This is a genomic window from Dokdonella sp. (genome assembly GCF_035703485.1).
GTDB lineage: Bacteria > Pseudomonadota > Gammaproteobacteria > Xanthomonadales > Rhodanobacteraceae > Dokdonella.
The window spans coordinates 1-19790 of sequence record NZ_DASSYD010000161.1 but is presented as its reverse complement, the minus strand read 5'-3'; the positions used below and the strand labels follow the sequence as shown (position 1 = coordinate 19790).

General features: G+C 59.2%; 21 protein-coding genes. 12 read left to right on the top strand and 9 right to left on the bottom strand.

Annotated elements, in window-relative coordinates; all coding sequences use genetic code 11:
• Positions 1-175 precede the first annotated feature (175 nt).
• A complete protein-coding gene (locus tag VFN25_RS12435; RefSeq protein ID WP_325142359.1) occupies positions 176-802 on the top strand; it encodes a trimeric intracellular cation channel family protein in 627 nt (208 codons plus the stop codon).
• An 86-nt stretch (positions 803-888) separates the two neighbouring features.
• On the opposite strand, the gene VFN25_RS12430 is transcribed toward VFN25_RS12435, so the two are convergent.
• On the bottom strand, positions 889-1527 hold the full coding sequence (locus tag VFN25_RS12430) for an IPTL-CTERM sorting domain-containing protein (protein ID WP_325142357.1): 639 nt from the start codon (positions 1525-1527) through the stop codon (positions 889-891).
• A gap of 103 nt (positions 1528-1630) precedes the next feature.
• Positions 1631-2866 carry a phosphoglycerate dehydrogenase gene (gene serA, locus VFN25_RS12425; protein ID WP_325142355.1) on the bottom strand — a complete coding sequence of 412 codons (1236 nt, stop codon included), beginning with the start codon at positions 2864-2866 and terminating at the stop codon, positions 1631-1633.
• Between the two features lie 185 nt (positions 2867-3051).
• Here serA and VFN25_RS12420 point away from each other — a divergent pair, with 185 nt between their 5' ends.
• From VFN25_RS12420 to VFN25_RS12410, 3 genes are all read left to right on the top strand, one after another.
• Positions 3052-4479 carry an FAD-binding oxidoreductase gene (locus VFN25_RS12420; RefSeq protein ID WP_325142354.1) on the top strand — a complete coding sequence of 476 codons (1428 nt, stop codon included), beginning with the start codon at positions 3052-3054 and terminating at the stop codon, positions 4477-4479.
• 100 nt (positions 4480-4579) lie between these two features.
• A complete protein-coding gene (locus VFN25_RS12415) occupies positions 4580-5239 on the top strand; it encodes a glutathione S-transferase (RefSeq protein WP_325142352.1) in 660 nt (219 codons plus the stop codon).
• Between the two features lie 6 nt (positions 5240-5245).
• On the top strand, positions 5246-5416 hold the full coding sequence (locus VFN25_RS12410; protein WP_325142350.1) for an oxidoreductase-like domain-containing protein: 171 nt from the start codon (positions 5246-5248) through the stop codon (positions 5414-5416).
• Here VFN25_RS12410 and VFN25_RS12405 read toward each other — a convergent pair.
• The 3 genes from VFN25_RS12405 to VFN25_RS12395 form a co-directional block, all read right to left on the bottom strand.
• Complete coding sequence (locus VFN25_RS12405; RefSeq protein WP_325142348.1) at positions 5402-5728, bottom strand: YkgJ family cysteine cluster protein; 327 nt, start codon at positions 5726-5728, stop codon at positions 5402-5404. The genes VFN25_RS12410 and VFN25_RS12405 overlap by 15 nt on opposite strands.
• 20 nt (positions 5729-5748) lie before the next feature.
• Positions 5749-6399, bottom strand: coding sequence for an SAM-dependent methyltransferase (locus VFN25_RS12400; RefSeq protein WP_325142346.1), 651 nt, complete (start codon positions 6397-6399; stop codon positions 5749-5751).
• Between the two features lie 179 nt (positions 6400-6578).
• Entirely contained in the window at positions 6579-6944 is a 366-nt protein-coding gene (locus VFN25_RS12395) for a cupin domain-containing protein (protein WP_325142343.1), read from the bottom strand.
• Between the two features lie 153 nt (positions 6945-7097).
• On the opposite strand from VFN25_RS12395, the gene VFN25_RS12390 reads away from it, so the two are divergent.
• Positions 7098-7958 carry a PA4780 family RIO1-like protein kinase gene (locus VFN25_RS12390; RefSeq protein ID WP_325142341.1) on the top strand — a complete coding sequence of 287 codons (861 nt, stop codon included), beginning with the start codon at positions 7098-7100 and terminating at the stop codon, positions 7956-7958.
• A gap of 26 nt (positions 7959-7984) precedes the next feature.
• Here the strand turns inward: VFN25_RS12390 and VFN25_RS12385 are convergent, their stop codons facing one another.
• Entirely contained in the window at positions 7985-8869 is an 885-nt protein-coding gene (locus VFN25_RS12385; RefSeq protein WP_325142338.1) for a glutaminyl-peptide cyclotransferase, read from the bottom strand.
• Between the two features lie 293 nt (positions 8870-9162).
• Between VFN25_RS12385 and VFN25_RS12380 the strand changes: the two genes are divergently transcribed.
• Positions 9163-9918 carry a sulfurtransferase gene (locus VFN25_RS12380; RefSeq protein ID WP_325142336.1) on the top strand — a complete coding sequence of 252 codons (756 nt, stop codon included), beginning with the start codon at positions 9163-9165 and terminating at the stop codon, positions 9916-9918.
• Between the two features lie 197 nt (positions 9919-10115).
• Here VFN25_RS12380 and mfd read toward each other — a convergent pair whose 3' ends face one another.
• The 3 genes from mfd to VFN25_RS12365 all read right to left on the bottom strand — a co-directional run bounded on the left by mfd (position 10116) and on the right by VFN25_RS12365 (position 15579).
• Entirely contained in the window at positions 10116-13592 is a 3477-nt protein-coding gene (mfd, locus tag VFN25_RS12375) for a transcription-repair coupling factor (RefSeq protein WP_325142335.1), read from the bottom strand.
• 222 nt (positions 13593-13814) lie between these two features.
• The gene (locus tag VFN25_RS12370) at positions 13815-14420 is read right to left on the bottom strand and encodes a GNAT family N-acetyltransferase (protein ID WP_325142333.1); all 606 of its coding nucleotides are present in this window, start codon (positions 14418-14420) and stop codon (positions 13815-13817) included.
• A gap of 79 nt (positions 14421-14499) precedes the next feature.
• A complete protein-coding gene (locus VFN25_RS12365) occupies positions 14500-15579 on the bottom strand; it encodes a glycosyltransferase family 9 protein (protein WP_325142332.1) in 1080 nt (359 codons plus the stop codon).
• 288 nt (positions 15580-15867) lie between these two features.
• Here VFN25_RS12365 and VFN25_RS12360 point away from each other — a divergent pair, with 288 nt between their 5' ends.
• The 6 genes from VFN25_RS12360 to VFN25_RS12335 are packed head-to-tail and all read left to right on the top strand — an operon-like array spanning position 15868 to position 19634.
• A complete protein-coding gene (locus tag VFN25_RS12360; protein ID WP_325142330.1) occupies positions 15868-16623 on the top strand; it encodes a 3-deoxy-D-manno-octulosonic acid kinase in 756 nt (251 codons plus the stop codon).
• Positions 16620-17390, top strand: a complete 771-nt coding sequence (locus VFN25_RS12355; RefSeq protein ID WP_325142327.1) for an MBL fold metallo-hydrolase — start codon at positions 16620-16622, stop codon at positions 17388-17390. The genes VFN25_RS12360 and VFN25_RS12355 overlap by 4 nt, the downstream gene beginning before the upstream one ends.
• The gene (gene moaA / locus VFN25_RS12350; protein ID WP_325142325.1) at positions 17390-18433 is read left to right on the top strand and encodes a GTP 3',8-cyclase MoaA; all 1044 of its coding nucleotides are present in this window, start codon (positions 17390-17392) and stop codon (positions 18431-18433) included. The genes VFN25_RS12355 and moaA overlap by 1 nt, the downstream gene beginning before the upstream one ends.
• 42 nt (positions 18434-18475) lie before the next feature.
• Positions 18476-18967, top strand: coding sequence for a cyclic pyranopterin monophosphate synthase MoaC (moaC, locus tag VFN25_RS12345; RefSeq protein ID WP_325142323.1), 492 nt, complete (start codon positions 18476-18478; stop codon positions 18965-18967).
• Entirely contained in the window at positions 18964-19203 is a 240-nt protein-coding gene (locus VFN25_RS12340) for a MoaD/ThiS family protein (RefSeq protein ID WP_325142321.1), read from the top strand. The genes moaC and VFN25_RS12340 overlap by 4 nt, the downstream gene beginning before the upstream one ends.
• The gene (locus VFN25_RS12335) at positions 19200-19634 is read left to right on the top strand and encodes a molybdenum cofactor biosynthesis protein MoaE (protein ID WP_325142319.1); all 435 of its coding nucleotides are present in this window, start codon (positions 19200-19202) and stop codon (positions 19632-19634) included. The genes VFN25_RS12340 and VFN25_RS12335 overlap by 4 nt, the downstream gene beginning before the upstream one ends.
• Positions 19635-19790 lie beyond the last annotated feature (156 nt).

Sequence of the window (19790 nt, the reverse complement as noted above, 5' to 3'; positions counted from 1 at the left end):
ACTACGACAAGCGCGACGCACAGACCATCGACTTTCCACTGACGATCCCGGCCGACGGCGAAGCCAAGCTCCGCTACACGGTGCGTTACACCTGGTAGCACGATGACCCTGCTTGTCTGCACCAGGCGGGCAGGGTCACGTAAACTTCCGGCTGATCTCACCGGCGAGTAGTGGCATGGAATTATTTCTGGTTGTGCTGGACCTCATCGGCACGTTCGTTTTCGCGATCAGCGGAGCGACCGTCGGCGTCCGCCACCGGCTCGACTTGTTCGGCGTGCTCGTGTTGTCGTTTGCCGCGGCCGCATCAGGCGGCATCATTCGTGACCTGCTGATCGGCGCAACGCCGCCGACTGCACTGATCGGCTGGAACTATATTGGCGTCAGTTGCCTGGCCGGCCTGATCACCTTCTACCGCTGTGAGAGTATCGAGAAATTGCGCAATCCCGTGCAGATCTTCGATGCGATGGGTCTGGCGCTGTTTGCCGTCATTGGCTCGACCAAGGCACTTGCATTCGGCCTCGGCCCGGTCTCGGCGACCCTGCTTGGAATGCTCAGTGGCGTTGGTGGCGGAATGGTGCGCGACATGCTGGTTGCGCGAACGCCGGTTGTCTTGCGTTCGGATCTGTACGCAGTTGCCGCGCTGGCTGGAGCATCGGTGATTGTCATTGGAGACGCGCTCGAGTTGCCACGCCTTCCGGTAATGGTTGTCTCGGCAGGCCTTTGCTTCGGCCTGCGATTCATGGCCATTCGGTTTGGCTGGCGGCTACCGGTCGCCGCGCCCAGACCGACCGAAGGCGAATAGCGCAGGTGTAAGCTGAGTTGCCTCGAGTTCACGCAAGAAAAATGGCGGCCCGAGGCCGCCATTTTTCAGCAATGTTTTGAGCCAACTCAGGCGCGGCGGCGAATCGCCACGAAGCCGATCAGACCGATCAACAAGCCCAGAGCGAGCAAGGCGTTCTGGCTCAGCGTTGGCAGCTGAGCAGCCGGCACGAACGGTGCGCCGGCTCCGATCGTCACATTCGCGACCGGGCAGGTAATGGTATTGGTAAACGTGCCTGCATCACCTGCCTGGAATCCCGTCATAATTACCTGATAGGTCGTTCCTGCGGTCAGCGCGACACCGTCGATATCCGAGGTGCCGATGCCGCCAGCACCGTCATCATCGCCTGCGACGAAATTCACGGTCTGGTTGAGTGGGTCGAACGATGGTGCGTAGAGGAACAAGTATCCATCCCAGCCATTCTGGACACTGCGAACATTGCAGGTGTCATTCGCAGAAATCGTGAATTGTTCCTGATGAAGAACAACCGGTCCCAAGCCCGAGCAGCAGGTTCCGTCAGCGAACGGCCGATCCCAGGAAGTTCCCCCGGTGGTATCGCCAACATAGGATTGCACGTCGTGCGGAGAATTGATGACGTTTGGAATATTTGGCGTGGTCGCCTTGAGCGCCACTTCGTCGACACTCTGGGTCTGCGCCGATACGGAAGCAGACAGAGTCATGGCAAGCAATAACATCGCGATTTTCATATCCGGATCCTTGATGCGCCAATAGCGGCGGCGAATAGTCTAATACGAAATATTGTCAAGCAAAACAATGCTTCTTTGTTTCTGGGGAAACCATTTCCCGGCCTCAATAGAGGACGCGAGCGCGCAAGGTGCCGGGAATTGAGGCCAGCGCCTCCTTGAGTGCCACCGCCTGTTCCTCGCTGGTGGAGACATCGGCGACGACGTAACCGATGCTCGCGTTGGTTTGCAGATACTGGCCGTCGATGTTGATGTGTTCGCGCGAAAAGATCTCGTTGATGCGTGAAAGCATGCCGGGCATGTTGTGATGGATGTGCAGCAAACGTCGGCTATGTGGATGCTCGGGCAAGGTCACTTCGGGGAAATTGACCGCCGACAGGGTTGACCCGTTGTCGCTGTAGCGAATCAGTTTGGCGGCGACTTCGACGCCGATATTGTCCTGGGCTTCGAGTGTGCTGCCGCCGATATGCGGGGTCAGGATCACGTTGTCCATGCCCACCAGTGGCGAGACAAAGGCCTCGCCATTGGCCTTCGGTTCGACTGGAAAAACATCGACCGCCGCGCCCGACAGGTGATCTGAGCGCAGGCAATCGGCGAGAGCATCGATATCGACAACGGTGCCGCGCGATGCGTTGATCAGCGCGCTGCCCTTGCGCATCCGCGCGAGCTGGTCGGAACCGATCATCATCGCCGTTTGCGGTGTCTGCGGTACATGCAGCGTGACAACGTCCGAACGTTGCAGCAAATCATCAAGGCTGGCCGCTGCGCGTGCATTGCCCAAAGTCAACTTGGGTTCGATGTCATGGAATATCACGCGCATGCCGAGACCTTCGGCAAGCAACCCGACCTGGGTTCCAATATGGCCATAGCCGACGATGCCGAGCACCTTGTCGCGCACCTCGAAACTGCCGGTTGCGGATTTCGACCAGCCGCCGCGATGGCAGTCGGCATTCTTCTGCGGAACTCCGCGTAGCAGCAGGATGGTTTCGGCAAGGACCAGTTCGGCGACGCTGCGCGTATTCGAGTACGGCGCGTTGAACACCGGGATGCCTTGACTCTGTGCTGCATCAAGATCGACCTGATTGGTGCCAATACAGAAACAGCCGACTGCGATCAGCCGCTTGGCTTCGGCAAGCACATCGGGAGTCAGTTGCGTGCGGGAGCGGATGCCAAGCAGATGCGCATCAGCGATACGTCGCTTGAGCTCATCCTCGGGCAGGGACTTGTCGTGCAGTTCGATCTGCGAGTAGCCGGCTGTCTTGAATGCTTCCACCGCGCTGGAACTGACGCCTTCGAGCAGCAGCACGCGGATATCCTGCTTCGGGTACGAGGTTTTCTTCATGATCCTGAGTGTTGGTTTGAATGGTTGCAGCAGATACTAAAAGCATGCCGGCGGGTGACCCCGACTATGCCAGATTCAACACGATTTGCGGCAGTGCAGCAGGGAATGTGATCATGGATTATTGTTATGCCTTGAACACACATCCCGATTGCCTCGTCCAACCGTCATCAGCCGGAAAACATTGCATGACCGATCCCCGAGTGTCGCGCCTGAGTCATCGCTTGCCCGAGCTGGTGCTGAAGTCGGCACCGGCTGATCTCGAGTATTACGGACGCGACTGGACACGGCGCTGGACACCGGCACCGCTTGCGATTGCCTTGCCGTCGAGTTCAGAAGACGTGCAGGTGATTGTGCGCTGGGCGATCGAGGAAGGTGTCAGCATGGTGCCTTCAGGTGGACGTACCGGTCTGTCTGGTGGTGCGGTTGCCGCCAGTGGCGAACTTGTTGTCAGTTTTGAGCGCATGAACCGCGTGCTCGGCTTTGATCCGGTGGATCGCATTCTTGTCGTACAACCCGGCCTCATTCTGGAAGCTTTGCAAGCGGTCGCTCGCGGGCACGGGTTGATTTACCCGGTCGATTTCGCCGCGCGTGGCTCGTGTTCAATCGGCGGCAATATCGCGACCAATGCCGGCGGTATCCGCGTGATCCGCTACGGCAATACGCGCGAGTGGATTGCCGGACTCAAGGTGGTGACAGGCAGCGGAGAGCTGCTCGATCTCAATCGCGGCCTGATCAAGAATTCGAGCGGCTACGATCTTCGGCATTTGCTGATCGGTGCGGAAGGTACGCTGGGCATGATTGTCGAAGCCAGCGTGCGCTTGACCGATCCGCCACCAGCTTCGAATGTCATGGTATTCGCCGTCCCCGCCATGGACGCGCTGATGCAGGTGTTCGCGGCGTGCCGACGAACCTTGAGTCTCAGCGCATTCGAGTTTTTCACTGATCGCGCCCTTGCACATGTTCTCGCCCATGGGGCTCAGAATCCGTTCGATCGGGTTTCCCCGTTCTATCTGGTCATCGAATTCGATGCCGCCAATGACGCGCAGCAAGCCTTGGCGCTCGAGGTCTTCGAACAATGCCTTGAAAACGGCTGGGTCGATGACGGCGTGATCAGTCAGAGCACGGCGCAGGCGGAATCGCTTTGGCGCTTGCGCGAATCGATTACCGAAAGTCTCGCATCATTGAAACCCTACAAGAACGATGTGTCGGTGCGTATCAGTGCGATTCCACCATTCATGCAGGCCATGCGCGAGATTCTGGACATTGAGTATCCGCACTACGATGTGGTCTGGTTTGGACACATCGGCGATGGCAATCTGCACATCAACATCATCAAGGATGAAGCGACTGACGCCGATGCTTTCATCGCGGATTGTGAAAGGGTAACGCTGCTGCTGGCGAAAACACTGGCCACGTTCGATGGATCCATCTCTGCCGAACACGGAATCGGCCTGGTCAAGAAGAAGGTGCTTGAAGGCACCCGCAGCGCGTCGGAAATTGCCATGATGCGCGGTATCAAACGGGTTCTTGATCCGCACGGCCTGATGAATCCGGGCAAGGTCTTTGATGTAGCGGAAGCAGGGAGCCGTCAAAAGGGGACGAGCCGGGACTAGGAAATGGGGAGCAGAAAATGAAAAAGCAGTTGCGCTCGATGTTGTGCCAGATTCGTTGCAATCATCCGGGCTCGATGCGCGCTTGCGGTTTGATTCGATAATGCGTCTGCCGATTCTCTATTCGTTCCGCCGCTGCCCGTACGCGATGCGTGCGCGCATGGCTTTGCTGGTTAGTGGGCAGCAGGTGGAATTGCGCGAAGTCCGTTTGCGCGACAAGCCGGTGGAATTGTTGGCCGCTTCCCCGAAAGGGACTGTCCCGGTGCTGATCGGTGCGACTGGACAGGTGATCGACGAGAGTCTCGACATCATGCTCTGGGCCCTGCGGCGCAATGATCCTGAAAACTGGTTGCCAGCAACTGACGAGGCAATGGCCGATGCTCTGGCCTTGATAGGAGATTGCGATGGCCCGTTCAAATCATCGCTGGATCGATACAAGTATCCGAATCGTCATCCCGGCACCGATTCGCTGGTTCATCGCGAGCAGGGCGCGGAATTCCTGACGCGACTGGAGCAGCGGCTTGAAACTCATGACTGGCTGAGCGGAACCCATGCAGGGCTTGCCGACTACGCCATCATGCCGTTTGTGCGCCAGTTTTCCGGCGTTGATTCGGCATGGTTCGAATCGCAGAACTGGCCGCAGCTCAAAACTCGCTTGATGGATATTGGCGCATCCCGATTGTTTGATGAGGCGATGGTCCGAATTCATCCGTGGACACCTTTCAGCCCAGTCACTCTGTTTCCGGCAAGTATTTCTGAGTGATGAACGATGAGCGACGACGACCCCAAGCCGACCCCGCCGGTCGAACCGGAAGCGGAAGAATGCTGCGGCTCGGGATGCGTGCGCTGCGTATTTGATGTCTACGAAGATGCCGTAGAACGTTATCGCGAAGCGCTCGCCGCGTGGGAAAGACGACAGGGAAACTCAAGCGACCCGTAGTGGAATTGCTGATTGCGCAAATTTTTCGCGCTCCAGTCGGCAATAGCCGGCACCCATGACAAATTTTCGGCAGACCGATGGGCGTTGCTCGTAGATGCTGCAGCTCATGCTGGCGCGATCGAGGGCAATGCACCAACCGTCGCTTCCTTGCGCCATGGTGGCGACACCGTTGTCCGCGCGCGCAACCTGATGCTCGGCGATCTGGTCATCCGCCGTCAGCACGACGGTCAGACGACAACAAACGGCCTGGCAGTTTGAGCAGGACACGCCGGGGTCAATCTTGCTGTCGTCCGGGTGGATCTCAAAGGGCATGTGGGGATTCCATGGATCAATCAGCGTCGATAGCTGAGCAGGCGGCCGCGATTCGGCGGGGTGTCGCTCTCGTTGAAGCGACTGCGCACTTCGGTAACGCTGTAGCCTTGTTCAGCCAGTGCACGGGTAAACGGTGCGCTGTTTCCACGCCCCGGATCGGTAAATACGATCTCGGCGCAATCCAGGGCGTGCCGTTTGAGCAGGTTGGCAAGCAATTCGATGTGATCGCGCTCGTAAAGAATGTCACTGCCAATCATCAGATCGAATCGGCCAAGTTCGACATCCGGAATGGCCCAATGCAGATCGCAATAGGCCAGATTCGGCAGGTCATTCAATCTCGCGTTATGGTCGAGGAAGGGTCTGGCCAGCGGGTGATGATCGCTGGCGGTGATATCGGCTTGACGTCTCTGCAGTACCAGACTCGAAAGGCCGAGGCCGCAACCGATTTCGAGGATGCGCTTTCCGGCGACCTCAAAGTCGCACATCGCCTCCGCCAGAACCCGGCCCGAAGGCCAGACCTGGCCGAACAGGCTCCACTGTGCCGATGAAATACCGACGCGCTCGGCGAATCCATGCGGATCAGCGAACTGCTGAATATCGCTCAAGGCCCGGATCTTGAAATCATGTCCACCGAGCGGAACCACGAGCTGGCGGGTACGGTAGCCCGGCATGGGCACTCCCGTGGAGGCGTCAAGGCAGAAATCGGAATGACGGCGCGAAAGGGGCGTAACGGCGACATGACTCGACCGATCGGAACGCGCTCAAAGGACGAAAAGCATCCTCATGCTACGCGAAGGCCGGGGCCAAAAGCGGAATATTCCTGACGTCGAGGCAAAAAGGCCGGTGCCGTTCAGATCCAGAGGTCATTTCGCGCGGTCAAATCTCCGCCCGAGTCGCCGGTATTGATCACGTCCCGTGGCTCGATGATCAACGCGTGGCATTCCTCGGCTGCGCGAGTGATGTGTTCAACGCCCCTGGGTACGACGAACATCTCACCTTCACCGACCGTCACTTCGCGATCACGAAATCCGATCTGCATTTCCCCCTTGATTACGAGGAAGACTTCATCAGTCTCGTCGTGCTGGTGCCAGATGAAATCGCCCTCGAGCTTGACCAGTTTGAACTGGATATCGTTCATTTCGGCAATTACCCGAGGCGACCAGCGATCACTGATCAGGGCAAGCTTGGCAATGAGGTTTATCGGGGTGTCAGGCATGGAATTGCTCTGAAATCGGGGGAATCCGGCAGATTCCGATTGTGTCATGACCACGGTTGCGCCTTTCACTGGTTCGGCAGAGTCCGTTATCCTGCGCGATCATTCCGTGAATTCACGACCAATCCCAGCTCGGACAACAAGAAAACCAACCTGATGAAGACTCCATCCGGTCTGCAGGCCCTGATCGACGACGGCATCATCGATCGTGTCGTGCGACCCCTCAAAAGCGGCAAGGAAGCGGCGGTTTATGTGGTCGGAGCTGGAGACGATATCCGCTGCGCCAAGGTCTACAAGGATATGGCCCAGCGCAGTTTTCAGCAGCGCATCCAGTATCAGGAAGGGCGCAAGGTACGCGGCAGCCGCGAGGCACGGGCGATCGGCAAGGCGACCAAATACGGACGCAAGCAGCAGGAAGCGGCCTGGAAAAACACCGAAGTCGATGCGCTGTATCAGTTGATGGAAGCCGGCGTGCGTGTGCCAAAGCCTTATGGCTATTTCCACGGCGTACTGGTCATGGAGCTGGTCACCGATGCCGAGGGCTATTCGGCGCCACGTCTCGGCGAAGTCGAACTGTCTGCGCAAACCGCCCGCGAATATCATGCTTTCCTGATGGAACAGGTTGTGCGCATGTTGCTGGTCGGCCTGATCCATGGCGATCTGTCGCCCTACAACGTACTTGTTGGTGAAGATGGGCCGGTCATCATCGATCTGCCCCAGGTGGTCAGCGCCAGCGGCAACAATGCTGCACGCGCGATGCTGCAACGCGACGTCAACAATCTGACTGCGTTTCTGGGCCGCTTCGCACCGGAACTGTTCGATACCTGGTACGCCGAAGAAATCTGGGCGCTGTTCGAGGCCGGAGAGCTGCACGCGGACAGTGAATTGAGCGGGCACTTCGAGCACGATGAGAGCGAAATCGATCTCGATGGCGTGCGCGATGCGATCAACGACGCACGCGAGGAAGCATTGATCCGCCAGCAGGGACGTGAGGCTGCAGAAGAAGCGGATTACTGACGCTTGGGCTGAGCCTGCGTACGACGCTATCGCACCTTGTCGAGCAAATCCGTCTGCTTCAGCTTGATCTCGAACAGCTTTGGCCAAAGCTTGCCGGTGACAAACAGGTGATCCTTCTTTGCGTCATAGGCAATGCCATTGAGGACATCGACGCCGGCCGAGCGGTCCTCTGCATTGAGCAAGCCAGCCAGATTGATCTGCGCGGTGACCCGGCCGCTGGCCGGATCAATGACGACGATGCTGTTGCTCTGCCAGACGTTGGCGAAGATCCGCCCGCGGATGTACTCAAGTTCGTTGAGATTGGCCAGCGGTTTGCCCTGGTAGGTGACCTCGAGCATGCCGGTTTGCTGGTAGGTTTCCGGATCGAGAAAGCGCAGGTTCGAGCTGCCATCACTCATGATCAGGCGTTTGTCATCGTGGGTGATGCCCCAGCCTTCGCCGCTGTAGTTGAACTCTCCAATGCGCTTGAAGGTTTTCAGGTCGTAGACGAATCCGGTTTTCGATTGCCAGGTGATCTGGATCAGATGATGCTTCCAGGCAGTCAGGCCCTCGGCGAAATATTGCTTGGCAACGGTTTCATGCTGGACGACTTCTCCGGTTTCGAGACTCACCTTGCGCAAGCTCGAGCGCCCGTTCAGTCCGGTGCTTTCGTAGAGAAAACCGTTGCGATAGATCAATCCCTGGGTGAACGCGCCACGGTCATGCGGCCAGGTGTTGACGATCTCGTAGTCGAGCACAGCAGGGGGGCGCGCATTTTCGCTCATCAGTGGCGAACCTGCGGCCGTCGCCGACCCGCTAGCCAAGCCGTAGATCAGCCCAACGACGATCGGATAGCGAAATAATTGCTTGCTCGCCGCGCGGCGAAGTTCAGTGACCTGCATCAAGGATTCCGGAGTAAGCGTTGCGATCATGCATAGAGCTGGATTCCCGGCCACCGCCGACGAGGCGGTGGCCGGAGGATGACATGCTACTTGCTCTTCTTTTTCTCGGCCTTGGCCGCACGCTTTTCCTTCAAGGTCTTTTCCGGCTTCTTCTTTTCGCTCTTCTTTGAATCCATACCTTTGGACATGACGCCCTCGCTTGATCGTGGTTGATACCCATGAATCGCGCCGGTGTGTGTGGCGCGAAAGCCTTTCTAGCGCGGAATGCGCCGATTGCCTAGTCCAGGGCGACGCATTGCGCCGGTTTCTCGTAAAATTGCCCGATGATCCTGAATATTGCTGCCTATCAATTCGTTCCGATTGATGATCCCGATGCACTGGCTTCACGACTCCGTGAGCAGGCCGGGGCGCGGGCATTGCTGGGCAGCGTATTGATAGCAGAAGAGGGTATCAATCTGTTTCTGGCCGGAGCCGACGCCGGAGTCGAATCGTTCGTCACTGAGTTGCGCGCAGATCCGCGATTTGCCGATATCGTCATCAAACGCAGTCGCAGCGACACCCAGCCATTTGCCCGGCTCAAGATCAGGGTAAAACCCGAAATCATCAGCTTTCGTCAAGCCGAGGCCAAACCATTGGCAAGGCGCGCGCCTGCGGTATCTCCCGTCGATCTCGCACGCTGGATTGCCCAGGGGCAGGATGATCAAGGCAAGCGGTTGCTGCTACTCGACACGCGCAATCAGCAAGAAGTGGTTTACGGCAGTTTCAGCGGGGCAATGACCTTGCCGATCGACAAGTTCACCGATCTGCCGAAAGCGCTGGCGGAAAATCGCGATGCACTAGATGGGGCCACCGTGGTCAGCTTCTGCACGGGAGGAATTCGCTGCGAAAAGGCCGCGTTGTGGATGGAAGCTGAAGGCATCGAGAACGTCTATCAGCTCGATGGCGGAATTCTTGGCTACTTTGAACAGATTGGTGGCTTTGGTTATGAGGGCCAGTGTTTCGTGTTTGATGAGCGGGTCGCGCTGGATAGTGAGTTGAGGCCGCTTGTTGGTGGGGAGAGCGAACTGGCCGATTCTTGACGCAGCTTCGCTGCACTCGCCTGCCTGCGCTCGTTGTCGCTGCGCAGGCAGGGGCCGAGTGATCTTGTTGTTGATGTTTACGCCGCAAAGCGGCGCAAGAATCAATATGAAACGCGCAATGGGATCCCTGCCTCGACGCAAACAAGCGTGTGCGGCGCGCTTGAAAGTCAGCGCGACGAGCGCAACAAAGTTTGCACTCAGACCGAAGTCCGCTTCGCCAATGCAACAATAATTTCCCGTGCCACGCGAATGCGCTCGGCAGCGCCTTCGAGCTGGAGCTTGATCCTGAGTTTGTCCGGGCCATCCAGCGCATAGACCTTGGGCAAGGTCTGGATCATGCGAATCACGGTCATCGGGTCGATGCTGGGTTTGGGGTTGAACAGAACCCGTCCGCCATTGGCGCCGAGTTCGAGTTTGCGAATGCTTAGCGGCGTTGCCAGCAGCTTGAGTTCAGTCACCGCAAACAGGTTCTTGACCTGATCGGGCAGCAGGCCGAAGCGATCGACCATCTCAACCTGAAGGTCGCGCAGGGCATCTTCATCAGCGGCGCTGGAAATGCGCTTGTACAAAGTCAGACGGGTGTTGACATCCGCCAGATAGTCATCGGGGATCAGCGCGGCAACATGCAGCTCGATCTCGGCTTCGTGCTCGCTGGTCAGGTCGAAATCTGGTATCTGGCCGGATTTCAGCGCACGTACTGCACGATCAAGCATGTCGCGATACATCGAGAATCCGACCTCCTCGATCTGTCCGGATTGCTCCTCGCCGAGCAGTTCGCCGGCACCGCGAATTTCCAGATCGTGGGTGGCCAGGGTGAAGCCTGCGCCGAGATCTTCCAGCGAGGCCAGCGCTTCGAGGCGCTTTTCGGCATCGGCCGTGATCGAATGACCTTCGGGAATGATCAGGAAGGCGTAGGCGCGATGATGGGATCGACCGACCCGTCCGCGCAATTGGTGCAACTGGGCGAGTCCGAATTTGTCCGCGCGGTTGATGATGATCGTGTTGGCGCTGGGCACATCGATGCCCGATTCGATGATCGTCGTGCAGACCATGACGTTGAAGCGTTGGCGATAGAAGTCGAGCATGACCTGTTCGAGTTCACGTTCGGGCATCTGCCCGTGGGCGATGCGAATGCGGGCGTCGGGAATCAGTTCGCCAAGCTCGCGCGCAGTCTTTTCGATCGACTCGACTTCGTTGTGCAGGAAATAGACCTGGCCGCCACGTTGCAGTTCACGCTGGAACGCCTCGCGAATCAGGGCCGGATCCCAGTGTCCGATGAAGGTCTTGACCGCGAGTCGATGCGCCGGCGGTGTGGCGATGATCGATAGGTCACGCAACCCGGCCATGGCCATGTTCAGCGTGCGCGGGATCGGTGTCGCGGTCAGGGTCAGCAAATCGACCTCGGCGCGCAGCTTTTTCAACTGCTCTTTCTGGCGCACGCCGAAGCGCTGCTCTTCATCGACAATGAGCAGGCCGAGATCCTTGAACTTCACATCGGACTGCAACAACTTGTGTGTGCCGATGACGATGTCGACCTGGCCCCTGGCAAGTTGCGCCAGCACCTCGGTGGATTCCTTCTTCGATCTGAATCGTGACAGCACCTCGACGCGGACCGGCCAGTCGGCCAGCCGATCGCGAAAGTTCTGATAGTGCTGCTGGGCGAGCAGGGTGGTTGGTGCGAGCATGCCGACCTGTTTGCCGGAAATCGCCGTGACAAAAGCTGCACGCAGAGCGACTTCGGTCTTGCCAAAGCCGACGTCGCCGCAGACCACGCGATCCATTGGCCGGGCCTTGGCCAGATCACCGATCACCGCCTCAATCGCTTGCAGCTGGTCCGGTGTCTCCTCGAAGGGAAACGCCGAGGCGAACTGGTCATACATGAGGCGGTCGATCGCCATCGCCGTGCCGGGTCGTGCCTCGCGCTGGGCGTAGATGGCGAGCAGTTCCGCAGCCACGTCGCGGACTTTCTCGGCAGCACGACGTTTGGCCCGATCCCAGGCTTCGCCACCGAGCGAATGCAGTGGTGCCAGTTCGGGTGCAGTACCCGAGTAGCGACTGACCAGATGCAGTTGCGACACTGGAACGTAAAGCTTGTCTCCCTTGGCATACTCGATCGCCAGAAACTCGCCATCCGAGCCGCCGACATCGAGTTTTAGCAATCCTTGATAACGTCCGACGCCATGATCGACATGCACGATCGGTGCGCCGATGGCGAGTTCGGTGAGATCACGAATGATCGCTTCCGGATCGCGCGCGATGCGTTTGCGACGGCGATTCTGTTGCGCACGTTCGCCGAGCAACTCGCGCTCGGTCAGCACGCTCACGGCAGGCTTGTTCAGGGCAAAGCCTTGTTCCAGCGCGGCCACGGTGATGGCGAACTTCGGCGCATCGGCATTTGCGAAAAATTCGTTCCAGGAAGCGACATGAGTCACCGACATGCCTGCCTCGGTAATCTGGTCGATCAAGGCTTCGCGTCGCCCGGCCGATTCAGTTGCGATCAGGACGCGCCCCGGATAGCTCGCAACGAAGCGCTGCAGCTCGGCTGCGGGCGTCTCGTCCTTGCGATTGATCGGCAGCGACGGAACGGGTTGGGTGCCGAGATCGACCGCGCGCTCATCGGTGCCTGGAGCGACCAGATCAATGCGCAACTGCAAGTTCAGGCGTTCGCGCAATTCCTGTGCAGAAAGGTATAGCTCGGAGACTGGCAGGATCGGGCGCTCGGTGTCATGGGCACGTTGGTCGTAGCGCTCATGGGTCTGCCTGGAGAATTGTTCGGCCGCATCAAGTGCGCCATCGCAAACCATGAACAGGGCATTCGCCGACAGATAATCGAACAGCGTCTCGGTTGCGCCGTACAGGCTCTGGGCAAAGAACATCGGCAGGTAATATTCGATGCCGGCCGGTGCCGTGCCTTCCTTGATGTCCTGGTACAAGGGGCAGCGCCGCGGGTCGATCGGGAATCGCTCGCGAAGAGCATTGCGGAATGCTTTCGCGGTCTCCTCGGTCAGCGGGAACTCGCGCGCAGGCAGCAGGCGCACGTTGGCCACTTTGTTCGCCGAGCGCTGCGTTTCCGGATCGAAGGTACGGATCGAATCGACTTCCTCGTCGAATAGCTCGATGCGATACGGCACGCTGCTGCCAGTCGGGAAGATATCGACAATCGCTCCACGTACGGCGAAATCGCCGGGCTCCTGGACTTGTGGCACGTTGCGGTAGCCGGCTTCAGACAATCGGCGTTGCTCGGCCGCCAGATCAAAGTGCTGCCCCCCTTCGACCACCAGTCCCGACCCGGTGATGAAAGTGCGTGGCGCAAGGCGCTGCATCAAGGTCGCGATCGGAACCACGAGTACGCCGCGACGTAAACCCGGCAAGCGGTACAAGGTCGCGACACGTTGGGAAACGATATCCGGATGCGGCGCAAACAGGTCGTAGGGCAGGGTTTCCCAATCCGGAAATTGCAGAACCTCGAGCTCGCCACCGGCAAACACGTTTATCTCGGATTCGAGCGCATGCGCCGAATGCGTGTCCCGCGTAATGACGACAACCAGGCCATCGTGACGACGCCCGGCTTCGGCTAGGGCCAGGGCCAGAGCCGAGCCATTTGGCGTATTCCATTGGCGTCGCTGCTTGGGTGAGGTTGGCAGCGGGGATTGAGTCAAGGAGCTCTGGGTCATCGAATTCAACAAACAGCGGCAGCGCCGGAGGCGATAGCCCGGGCCATTCATGAAGGTCACGCGGCCTCGCCTGACCAGTGAACCCACGCAACACTTCGTTCAATCGGCGATAGCGCGCGCTATCACCTCAATTGCGAATAGCCGTGTGAATCCAGTGTTGTGCGCGATTCTCACGCGAATTCATGAATAGCCCGGGCTTGCATCCAGCGCGGGGCGCGCAGTTTAGCCCTTCGAGGCAGTTTCGTCTGTGTCGGATGTGCGCAGATCCAGACGAAAGTGAACGAGACTGGCCTCGTCGTGTTCGCGTCGCAGGCTGAATCCAAGACGACGCGTCAGTGCAAGCATTGCGACGTTGTCGGCCTGAGTGTCTCCCCAGATTTCGCGAATGTCGCGCTTGCGGCAGGCAGCGATCAGATGTTCGACGAGAATCCGGCCCAGTCCTCGGCCGGTGTATTCAGGATCGATCGCGAGTGCCAGTTCGGCCGATTCAGTGACCGGGTCAAAATGGACCCTCGCCTCACCGCGAATTTCGGCACCATCGGGGTCCGTTGCGACCAGAGCGACAGTCTCGTCCGGATCGACACGGCACATGCTGCGTGCGACCGGTTCCGGCAGTTCGTTGAGTGCGTGAAATACACGTGCGCGCACCTGTGCGGGCGTCATGCGATTGAATGCGCGTATCAACGCATCGACGTCTTCGACGTGAATCGGCCGAAGCAGCAGCATGGCGCCGTCCTTGAGAAAAATCGGATCTGCAGAGGTGGTGAGATCGGAGCCGCTCGTCGGGAGTTGATTGCGATGATTGTGGCGTTGCACAGGGAAATTCATGCTGACATGCTGCCGTGCGCAATTGGAGCAGACCATCCAAATGCCTGAACCTGTTGCGCGCCATTCAGATTTGGACAATTCACGCGCGGGTCGAATCCATGTGTGCAGCGTACGCGTGCAGGCGCTCAATCACGTCCTCAACCTCGATCAGGTCCATGACCCCCGGGAACTCAAGTTTGGTTCCCCAGGCCAGTTTGTCGGCTGATTTCCGCCGATATTTGCGTGCCGCTGCATCGTAGCGGTCAACACACCATTGTCGATCCGAATATGGGCCTGATCGATGCGGGTTGCTTGCCGCATGCAGGCCCAGCACTGCCGTGCCGACGGCATTGGCCATGTGCATGGGTCCGGAATCCGGTGCCAGAACGAGGTCGGCGCGACGCAACAGGGCAAGCAATTGCTTGAGCGTGTCCTTGCCGGTCAGGTCGGTGCAGTGGCTTTGCATGTGTGAACGGATCTGCTCGGCGAATTCACGTTCGAATTCGCTTGGGCCGCCACAAAGGACCACGCGCCAACCCATTTCATGAATGGCGTGATCGGCGACAGCGGCATAGCGCTCCGGGCGCCAGTTGCGCAGGCGGTGGCTGGAAGTAGGGCTGATCAGCAGGATGCGTTTGTCACCCGGCAAATGTTGCGCGGCGAATTCCTCGGCTTCCGCGGGAATCGGAATATCCCAGCGTACGGATTCCTGACTCAGACCCAGTGGTTCGAGGAAGCTCGCCATCGCATCCAGCACATGCTGGCCCTTGCGTGAGGGAATCCGGCAGTTGATGAACAGGCCGTGCAGGTCCTTCGAGCGCGCGCGGTCGTAGCCGATGCGCAACGGCGATTTGACCAGCACGCTGAGAATGTTGGAGCGCAAGGCAACCTGCATGTGCAGCAAGGCTGAAAATCGACGACCTGCCAGCTTTTCGCGCACAGCACGAAAGCCTTCGCGTCTGGCCGATTTGTCGAAAACGATGAATTCCACGCCGGGCAAGTCACCGACCACGCGATGTTCCAGTTTGCCGATCAGCCAGGTCAGGCGAGTTTGTGGCAGGGCGGCCTGCAGGGTACGGATCAGCGGCACGACATGGGTCACATCGCCGATCGCCGAGGTGCGCAGGATGCAGAGGGATTCTGGCGCCGCAGCGGGTTCGCCAGCTTTTCGATTGCGCATTCGGCTGCGAACTCCTGAACATTCGTGGGCCGTCTATTGTCTCAGGCCTGACCGACAAGTGCGAAATGCAAATTCACGTGCGCGAGTAGGATGCATCGGACAGACCGCTGATCCCGATTGGTTGCCAGACGCGCAACAATGAAGAAGGCGTGGAGCGTGGCTCCGGTTTGCCCTGCAGTCCGTCGGCTGTGCCGACTGAGCTGAGAATTCAGCGGAGTGACGACACTTTCCCAGGCCGACCGAGTCAAATCCGGCTGGCTGCTAAACTCGACCTCCTGAAGGGCTCGAATGATTCCCCAAGTGATGATCAAGGCGCAAATCCAAGCTACCGCGAATGGCGCCATCCTGTTTGATTCCACGCAGATGGCGAAAGCCGACGAGCGCTGGTTCGAACAGGCGGCGAGTGGCGATGCCGCGACCCGGGCCGGGCGTGGCGAAGTCGTTTTCTTTGACGCCCCATTCGGTGCCTGCGTTCTGCGTCACTATCATCGAGGCGGACTCATCGCTCGGGTCAATTCCGACCGTTTCCTGTGGACCGGAAGCAAGCGCTGTCGGGCATTTCGCGAGTTCCGTTTGCTCGTCGAGTTGATCGGCGCGGGCCTGCCGGTGCCCACGCCGGTGATGGCTCGCTACGTGCGCAAGGGTTTGAGCTATCGCGCTGATCTGATAACCCGGCAGATTCCCGGCGTGCAGACCCTGGCGCAACGCCTGGCCGCGAAGGGCCTGGACGCCGTACTGGCAACCCGGGTCGGGCGCACCCTGGCCAGCTTCCACTCGCAGGGGGTCTGGCATGCGGATTTGAATGCCAACAATCTCCTCGTTGACGGCGGTGGCAAGGTCTGGCTGATCGATTTCGATCGCTGCGCCAAACGCAAACCGGCCATGACCTGGCAGCAGGCCAACCTGCAGCGCCTTTTGCGCTCGTTCCGAAAACTGCAGGCAGGCAGGCATATGAGTGATTTCGACGAGGTATTCTGGCATCCGATGTTGGCCGCCTATCATCGCAGCCTCGCGGATCGTTATGCGCGGGGGGAGATCGCTTGAATCTCGCCCTGCGGTTTCTTGGCGTTGGCAATGCGAACGCGGTTGAGCTTGGCTCGTCTGCAGCGGTCATTGAGTGCGACGACGATCCTCTGCTGATGATCGATTGCGGACCGGATGCGCTCACTGCATACCTCGATCGCTATCAGACGGCACCGAAGGCAATCTATCTGACCCATGCCCACATGGATCATGTCGGCGGGCTCGAACGCTTGTTCTTCTCGACCTATTTCAATCCGGCCATGCGCGGCCATTTGCGAATTTATGCACATGCGGCTCTGGTGCCGATCCTGCAATCGCGCGTTGCCGACTATCCGCAAGTCCTCGCCGAAGGCGGTGCGAACTTCTGGGATGCCTTCCAGTTGATCCCGCTGTCACGCGGCTTCTGGCATCAGGGCCTCTGGTTCGATGTGTTTCCGACTCGCCATCATGCGCCGATGACTTCGTTCGGGATTGCTTTGCGCGAAAGTGTCGTCTGGACCGGCGATACGCGACCGATTCCCGAGGTTCTCTCGTGTATCGCGGGCTCGAAAGAGCTCGTCGCTCACGATTGCGTCGTGCATGGAAATCCTTCGCACACCGGTATCGACGACGTTGAGCGCGAATATCCTGCGGAATTGCGCGAACGTCTGGTTCTCTACCACTACGCATCGCTGGCCGAAGCCGAGACACTGCGCAAGCGGGGCTATCGCGTTGCAGATCGCGGCGAGGCGATTGCCTTGGCCCCGCCACACGAATCGTCCACCGTGCAAATTGAGGCGGCTGACTGATGGGTGCGCGTATTCCCTTGCGCATCGACACTGCGCCGCCGCTGGATCGACGTTCGCGGGCGCTGACCGATCTGCGGATTTCCGTGATCGATCGCTGCAATTTTCGCTGTCCGTATTGCATGCCCGAGGATGACTACCCGCGCGATCATCAGTTTCTGAGCAAAGCCGGGCGACTTCGGTTCGAGGAGATTGAGCGTCTCGCACGGATATTCGCCGGACTCGGTGTACGCAAACTTCGCCTGACCGGCGGCGAGCCGCTGCTGCGCCGCGAACTGCCGGAGCTGGTGCGGCAACTGGCAAGCATCGACGGCATCGACGATATCGCGATGACGACCAACGGCAGCCTGCTGCCGAAGTCGGCCAAGGCGCTGCGTGATGCCGGACTGCAGCGAATTACCTTGAGTGTCGACACGCTGGATCCCGAGGCCTATCGAAGCCTCTCCGGAGATCGTGGTGATGTCGCTGATTTGTTTGCGGCCATCGACGCAGCAACTGCTGCGGGATTCAATTCACTCAAACTCAACAGCGTGGTCATGCGCGACATCAACGATGTCCATGTGCTCGACATGATCGAGCACTTTCGCGGCAGCGGACACATCCTGCGCTTCATCGAATACATGGATGTTGGTACCTGCAACGAATGGCGCCTGGATCGGGTTGTGCCGAGCGCAGAATTGCGCGAGCGCATTGGCGCACGCTGGCCGCTGCGCGCCTTGCCGGCCAACTACGGTGGCGAAGTTGCACAGCGTTGGGAGTTTGTCGATGGTGGCGGTGAAATTGGTTTCATCAGTTCGGTCAGCGAGCCGTTTTGTGGTGACTGCACGCGCGCGCGACTTTCTGCCGACGGGCGCCTCTACACCTGCCTGTTCGCCAACAGCGGTCACGATCTGCTTGGGCCGATGCGAGCCGGCGCCAGTGACGCCGAGCTGGCCGCACTGATTGCCGCGGTCTGGTCCTCGCGGGATGATCGTTATAGCGAGATCCGCGGTCGGGCCGGTGCGTCACAACGCAAGCATGTCGAGATGTACGAGATTGGCGGCTGAACCTTCAATCCCACTCTCAAATTACTGGAATCAAGATCAGCGATGTCGGAAAAACTGAGTCATATCGATGAGTCCGGTCGACCGGCGATGGTCGATGTCGGCGCCAAGCAGGCGACACGGCGCGTGGCAGTGGCGTCGGCGACGATTCGATTTCCGCCCGACGTTGCCGCGACCCTGCAGGCAGACGGCCTGCGTTCGGCCAAGGGCCCGGTACTCGATACCGCCATTATCGCCGGCACCCTGGCGGTCAAGCGCACGCATGAGCTGATCCCGTTCTGCCATCCGTTGCCGATCGAGAATTGCCGTTTCGAGACGGAATTTGTTTCCGCGACCGAACTGGTGATCCGCTGCGAAGTCGCGATCACGCACAAGACCGGAGTCGAAATGGAAGCACTGACCGGAGCGAGCATCGCCGCATTGACCGTCTACGACATGTGCAAGGCGCTCAGTCACGAGATTGTCATCGATAATATTCGCCTGCTCGAAAAGCGTGGCGGCAAGCGCTCGGTCAAGGCGGGCAGGGTGCAGCCATGAACGTGCGATTGTTGTATTTCGCCAGCCTCGCCGATCAAGCCGGTTGCTCCGGAGAGTCTGTCGAAACAGATGCCGGCGATCCCGCAACACTTTATGCCGAAGTCCGCCAGCGTCATGGTTTCAGTCTCGGCACGGATCGCCTGCGCGTTGCCGTGAACGGCCAATTTGTCGATTGGTACCACACGTTGAGCGAAGGCGATGAAATCGTCTTTCTGCCACCGGTATCGGGCGGATGAACGCCTTCAGCCTGTCCGAAGACGCGATCGATCCAGCCGTCGAGAAGCGCCGGCTCGATGATGCCGGTGCGGGTGCCTGCGTCATCTTCGAAGGTTGGGTCCGCAACCACAACGACGGCCGGGCAGTCCATCAACTCGACTATCAGGCCTACGCACCGCTGGCCTTGAGCGAAGGCGAATCCATTCTCATCGAAGCCTTGCGCCGATTCAGTTTGCGCGCCGCCAGCGCGGTGCATCGTACCGGTAGCCTGGCCATCGGCGATCTGGCCGTCTGGGTCGGTGTCAGTGCCGACCACCGCGGCGCTGCCTATGACGCCAGCCGCTGGATCATCGACGAAATCAAGTTGCGCGTACCGATCTGGAAAAATGAGCATTACGCCGATGGCGAGTCGGGATGGCTGCATCCGGACAATACGCCTGTAGATGCCTGAATGGCGTCAACCGCTTAGGGCAACGCTGATCAAGTGGCGCAATCGTCACGACGCCTGTCTGCGTGCAGATCGCGGCGCGCTGGCGCAGATGCACTGGCCGTGTCGGCAACTGCTCCTGCGTTGCTCTACCTCCTGCATCCATGCAGTCGCTTCAAG

Coding starts and splice junctions, on each gene's coding strand:
- VFN25_RS12435 (WP_325142359.1), top strand. CDS start 176: ATGGAATTATTTCTGGTTGTGCTGGACCTCATCGGCACGTTCGTTTTC.
- VFN25_RS12430 (WP_325142357.1), bottom strand. CDS start 1,527: ATGAAAATCGCGATGTTATTGCTTGCCATGACTCTGTCTGCTTCCGTA.
- serA (WP_325142355.1), bottom strand. CDS start 2,866: ATGAAGAAAACCTCGTACCCGAAGCAGGATATCCGCGTGCTGCTGCTC.
- VFN25_RS12420 (WP_325142354.1), top strand. CDS start 3,052: ATGACCGATCCCCGAGTGTCGCGCCTGAGTCATCGCTTGCCCGAGCTG.
- VFN25_RS12415 (WP_325142352.1), top strand. CDS start 4,580: ATGCGTCTGCCGATTCTCTATTCGTTCCGCCGCTGCCCGTACGCGATG.
- VFN25_RS12410 (WP_325142350.1), top strand. CDS start 5,246: ATGAGCGACGACGACCCCAAGCCGACCCCGCCGGTCGAACCGGAAGCG.
- VFN25_RS12405 (WP_325142348.1), bottom strand. CDS start 5,728: ATGCCCTTTGAGATCCACCCGGACGACAGCAAGATTGACCCCGGCGTG.
- VFN25_RS12400 (WP_325142346.1), bottom strand. CDS start 6,399: ATGCCGGGCTACCGTACCCGCCAGCTCGTGGTTCCGCTCGGTGGACAT.
- VFN25_RS12395 (WP_325142343.1), bottom strand. CDS start 6,944: ATGCCTGACACCCCGATAAACCTCATTGCCAAGCTTGCCCTGATCAGT.
- VFN25_RS12390 (WP_325142341.1), top strand. CDS start 7,098: ATGAAGACTCCATCCGGTCTGCAGGCCCTGATCGACGACGGCATCATC.
- VFN25_RS12385 (WP_325142338.1), bottom strand. CDS start 8,869: ATGATCGCAACGCTTACTCCGGAATCCTTGATGCAGGTCACTGAACTT.
- VFN25_RS12380 (WP_325142336.1), top strand. CDS start 9,163: ATGATCCTGAATATTGCTGCCTATCAATTCGTTCCGATTGATGATCCC.
- mfd (WP_325142335.1), bottom strand. CDS start 13,592: ATGACCCAGAGCTCCTTGACTCAATCCCCGCTGCCAACCTCACCCAAG.
- VFN25_RS12370 (WP_325142333.1), bottom strand. CDS start 14,420: ATGAATTTCCCTGTGCAACGCCACAATCATCGCAATCAACTCCCGACG.
- VFN25_RS12365 (WP_325142332.1), bottom strand. CDS start 15,579: ATGCGCAATCGAAAAGCTGGCGAACCCGCTGCGGCGCCAGAATCCCTC.
- VFN25_RS12360 (WP_325142330.1), top strand. CDS start 15,868: ATGATTCCCCAAGTGATGATCAAGGCGCAAATCCAAGCTACCGCGAAT.
- moaA (WP_325142325.1), top strand. CDS start 17,390: ATGGGTGCGCGTATTCCCTTGCGCATCGACACTGCGCCGCCGCTGGAT.
- moaC (WP_325142323.1), top strand. CDS start 18,476: ATGTCGGAAAAACTGAGTCATATCGATGAGTCCGGTCGACCGGCGATG.
- VFN25_RS12340 (WP_325142321.1), top strand. CDS start 18,964: ATGAACGTGCGATTGTTGTATTTCGCCAGCCTCGCCGATCAAGCCGGT.
- VFN25_RS12335 (WP_325142319.1), top strand. CDS start 19,200: ATGAACGCCTTCAGCCTGTCCGAAGACGCGATCGATCCAGCCGTCGAG.